At 42.2% G+C, this 3782-nt stretch carries 4 protein-coding genes; 1 reads left to right on the forward strand and 3 read right to left on the reverse strand.

Features of this window, described 5'->3' with window-relative positions:
* Positions 1 to 85: 85 nt before the first annotated feature.
* Positions 86 to 304, forward strand: coding sequence for a hypothetical protein (locus tag CK510_RS27710; protein ID WP_211293326.1), 219 nt, complete (start codon positions 86 to 88; stop codon positions 302 to 304).
* A gap of 296 nt (positions 305 to 600) precedes the next feature.
* On the opposite strand, the gene CK510_RS33065 is transcribed toward CK510_RS27710, so the two are convergent.
* The 3 genes from CK510_RS33065 to CK510_RS27720 form a co-directional block, all read right to left on the reverse strand.
* Positions 601 to 759, reverse strand: a complete 159-nt coding sequence (locus tag CK510_RS33065; protein ID WP_211293056.1) for a hypothetical protein — start codon at positions 757 to 759, stop codon at positions 601 to 603.
* Between the two features lie 212 nt (positions 760 to 971).
* On the reverse strand, positions 972 to 1763 hold the full coding sequence (locus CK510_RS27715; RefSeq protein ID WP_095724717.1) for a Uma2 family endonuclease: 792 nt from the start codon (positions 1761 to 1763) through the stop codon (positions 972 to 974).
* Between the two features lie 218 nt (positions 1764 to 1981).
* A partial coding sequence (locus CK510_RS27720; RefSeq protein ID WP_444876504.1) for a preprotein translocase subunit SecA occupies positions 1982 to 3782 on the reverse strand: 1801 nt, incomplete at its 5' end.

A 3782-nucleotide genomic window follows, 5' to 3' on the forward strand; every position in this document is an offset into this window, starting at 1 on the left:
TAAGCTACTTGAGTACATTTACCTCATCTCTTAGTTTGATTTTTCTACATTATAAAAGATACCAAATGGGTTCTATATAGTTGAAATGTATGAAAACAATGATAATAAATGGCGTTCAGGATTTCTAAAAACAGCCGATGACTTAGTTAAAAATAATCGAAAAGATGCAATCAAAGGCTTCTTAATTGCCGTCATCGATTGCTACCTATCCCAAATCAATAATGCCAAAGATTCAGATTTCGTTCCCCAGAAACTGAGTAAACTAACCGGGGTAGTTCCCATTGTGCGATCGCTCATCCCATAGACTTATCATACTACAAACGGTTTAAGATTTGACCTAATATAGAATCCCTCTCCAGTGCTATGAATGCGATCGCACGCTATAATTTCCCAGCCCCCTCATAATCAACACCAAAATTGAATCTATCATCTTTATTATCCCCAATACAGCTATTAACAAAAACTATAAAACTATAAGGAAAAAATCTGCGGTATTGGGTAGCTCGGATTTTAGGTATCGGTTTGCGATAAGCAAAGCTTAACGCTAAAAGCGTATCGCGTTTGATTGGGAATGCTGTAATTAGGGCTTGCTGAATAAAGCTATAACCTTTGCCAAATATGAGTTTTAACCATTTTGAAGGTAAACAAGTGCAAGGTTATGGGATTTAAAGGCTCAAAATCCATGCACTTTGGCGGAAAATCGCGGGGTGAATTTTGGATTTGACCTCCAAAACCACCATTATTCAAGCTGTGTGGCATCTGGATTCCCTTTGTGGAGTTTTTCAGCAGACCCTAATTATACTCAAAACAGCTTGGAGTTTAGCTTTAAACGCGGAGAATATTTGCATTGTTGCGTTCATGGTAAAAGTTAAATTATTAGCCGTTTAAAGTATAGCAAGCGATCGCGTTTGATTGGAAATCATCACTAATATTTCGCTACGAGAATAATGATATGGAGTAGGATAAAACATCTATACTTCAGGTTCGATACCAGCAGCCCTTAGTTGTTGTGCTAGTCTTTTAGCACGTTGCTTCTCCGTTTCAGCACGTTGCTTTTCAGTTTCAGCACGTTGCTTTTCAGTTTCAGCACGTTGTCTTTCAGCTTCAGTACGTTGACGTTCCTGTATTGCTACTTCCGAACCCCAAAGTAGTAATTCTCCATTTTCATCCCACCATCGTAACCAAAAACTATTACGATTTTCTCGCATCCCTTCCCACACACCCAAGAATAGGTTCATCTGGGAAATCCCATAACGGTTATCTGTATCGGGGGTTTGCAGTTCGTAGTGACCTAAATCGTCTAATTTATAAACTTCTAATGTTCCATTACTCGGTTCAAAAATTGCATAGTTGGGAACTTTGAGAATCTGTTCATAGAAGAACCATTTTCCTGGGGGATAAGTTGGTTTGCTGGAATATTCTGTACCTTCAGTATCAGAAATAAATTCCATGACAATAGCAGGAATATCCCCTTGTAGTTGGGGGGTATAACTGCGAGTAACCTCATCTCGTGGAACCCGAATTGATGGGACATATCCCCAATCGGGTGCTTTGATGACAATTTTCTGATTTAAAGTGGCACAAATGCCGTAATTTGTTGTAGCTAAGGCATTAATTGGTAACTTTCCGGCAAGTTCTAGACTTTCAGTTAAGGCAGCTGCAAGGGGAGGTTGATTGATATTATCCACAGGTTCGTCATCTAAAACAAAATCATCCGGTAACTTTTCCCAGATGATTTGATATGTGGGTGAGTTGGCTAACATGGGAAAGCCTGCCTGAATAATGGTTAGTCGTAATCTATATTCTACACAATTAGGGATTCTAGGGAATATGCGATCGCCTATTTGTCTGTACTTAATTTACTTGCAATCTACCGTTAATTATCCGATTCGATTGATTATATCCTTGACAAGGGTGGGGAAACCCCACCCCTACAACAATGTGGGATAATTTATTTCTGGGTATACCTATGCCAAAATACCTACACCATCTCGGATGAAGTTTGCATCGCAGGTTGAGCTTGTGGTTGGAACATGAACAACGAATAAACAACATCCCGACGAATATTGGTCATCATATCCAAAAACAACTCGTAACCCTCACTCTTATACTCAATTAACGGGTCTTTCTGCCCATAACCGCGCAAACCTACAGACTCCCGTAAAGCATCCATCGCTTGCAAATGTTCCCGCCATAGTGTATCAATACGCTGTAAAATAAAGAAACGTTCGGCTTGACGCATTAAACCGGGCTGGATTTGGTCAATTTGCGCTTCCTTCATGTCATAGGCAATACGTACCTGTTCGTGTAGAAATGCCTTAATTTCATTCACCGACATATCCACCAACTGTTCCGATTGCAAATCTGCTAGCAGGTAAACAAATTCCTTAACTTTTTCCACCAACTTATCGAGTTCCCATTCTTCCGAAGGCAAATCAGTATTGATGTAAAAATCAACGATGTCATCCATCGTCTTTTCTGCGTATTTAATTACCTGTTCCTTCAAATCTTGCCCTTCCAAAACCCGACGACGTTCAGCATAAATCGCTCGACGCTGATTATTCATCACCTCATCGTACTCAAATACCTGCTTCCGAATGTCATAGTAGTAGGTTTCAACCTTCTTCTGTGCCCCTTCCAAACTACGAGTTAACATCCCCGACTCAATCGGCATATCTTCCTCAACTTGGAAAGCATTCATTAACCCCGCAACGCGATCGCCTCCGAAAATCCGCATCAGGTTATCCTCTAAACTGAGGAAGAAGCGAGTTGTTCCAGGATCACCTTGTCTTCCAGCACGTCCCCGTAACTGGTTATCAATCCGACGGGATTCGTGACGTTCGGTACCAATTACATGTAATCCACCTTTCTCGACGACGCGATCGTGTTCTGTCTTAGTAAATCCTTCGTACTCGTGCTTAATCTTGTTGTAAGCATCCCGCAAACGCTGAATTATTGGGTCATCGGTTGGCGCTTTCTCGACAGCGATCGCAATCCTTTCCTCCGCTTCGAGTTCTGGCATACTGCGTTCCCCATACTCACGCACAGCAGATTCCACCGCTTGTTTTAATTGCGTCTCCGTTTCTGAAGTAATCAGTGTAGGAAAAATCTCCGGAGCAACCCGCCAACTTTTCAGCTTCTTACCGGGAACAAATCCTTGTCCTCCACCACTGCCACTACTCGGCAACCCAGAAGCACGCTGTACCCCGAATTCGTCTTCGTCTTCCGGCTGAACAATTCGGGGCATAAAGTACTCCCGTACCTTCAACCTTGCCATATAGTCGGCATTACCACCCAAGATAATGTCCGTTCCTCGACCAGCCATGTTAGTCGCAATTGTTACAGCCCCACCCCTTCCAGCTTGAGCGACGATTTCCGCTTCCCGTTCCACATTTTCGGGACGAGCATTCAGCAACTCGTGGGGGATTTCGATTTCTTTGAGTAACTGACTCAGATACTCAGATTTTTCGACGCTGGTAGTACCCACCAATACAGGTCTACCAAATTCGTGCATCTCCGCACATTCTTTTGCGATCGCACGCCATTTTCCAGCTTCGGTTTTAAACACCATATCCGATAAATCTTTCCGCAACCTGGTGCGGTTGGTAGGAATTATCGTCACTTCCAATTTGTAAATTTTCTCAAATTCAGCTTCTTCTGTTTTCGCTGTACCCGTCATTCCACCTAACTTAGGGTATAATAAAAATAGATTTTGATAAGTAATTGTTGCCAAAGTTTGGGTTTCTGGCTGGATTTCTAACCGTTCCTTCGCTTCAATCGCC

Origin of the sequence: Brunnivagina elsteri CCALA 953 (assembly GCF_002289455.1) — a bacterium.
Lineage (GTDB): Bacteria > Cyanobacteriota > Cyanobacteriia > Cyanobacteriales > Nostocaceae > Brunnivagina > Brunnivagina elsteri.

Excerpts from the sequence above, each read along its gene's own strand:
- CK510_RS27710 (WP_211293326.1), top strand. The coding sequence starts at position 86 with ATGTATGAAAACAATGATAATAAATGGCGTTCAGGATTTCTAAAAACA.
- CK510_RS33065 (WP_211293056.1), bottom strand. The coding sequence starts at position 759 with ATGCCACACAGCTTGAATAATGGTGGTTTTGGAGGTCAAATCCAAAAT.
- CK510_RS27715 (WP_095724717.1), bottom strand. The coding sequence starts at position 1,763 with ATGTTAGCCAACTCACCCACATATCAAATCATCTGGGAAAAGTTACCG.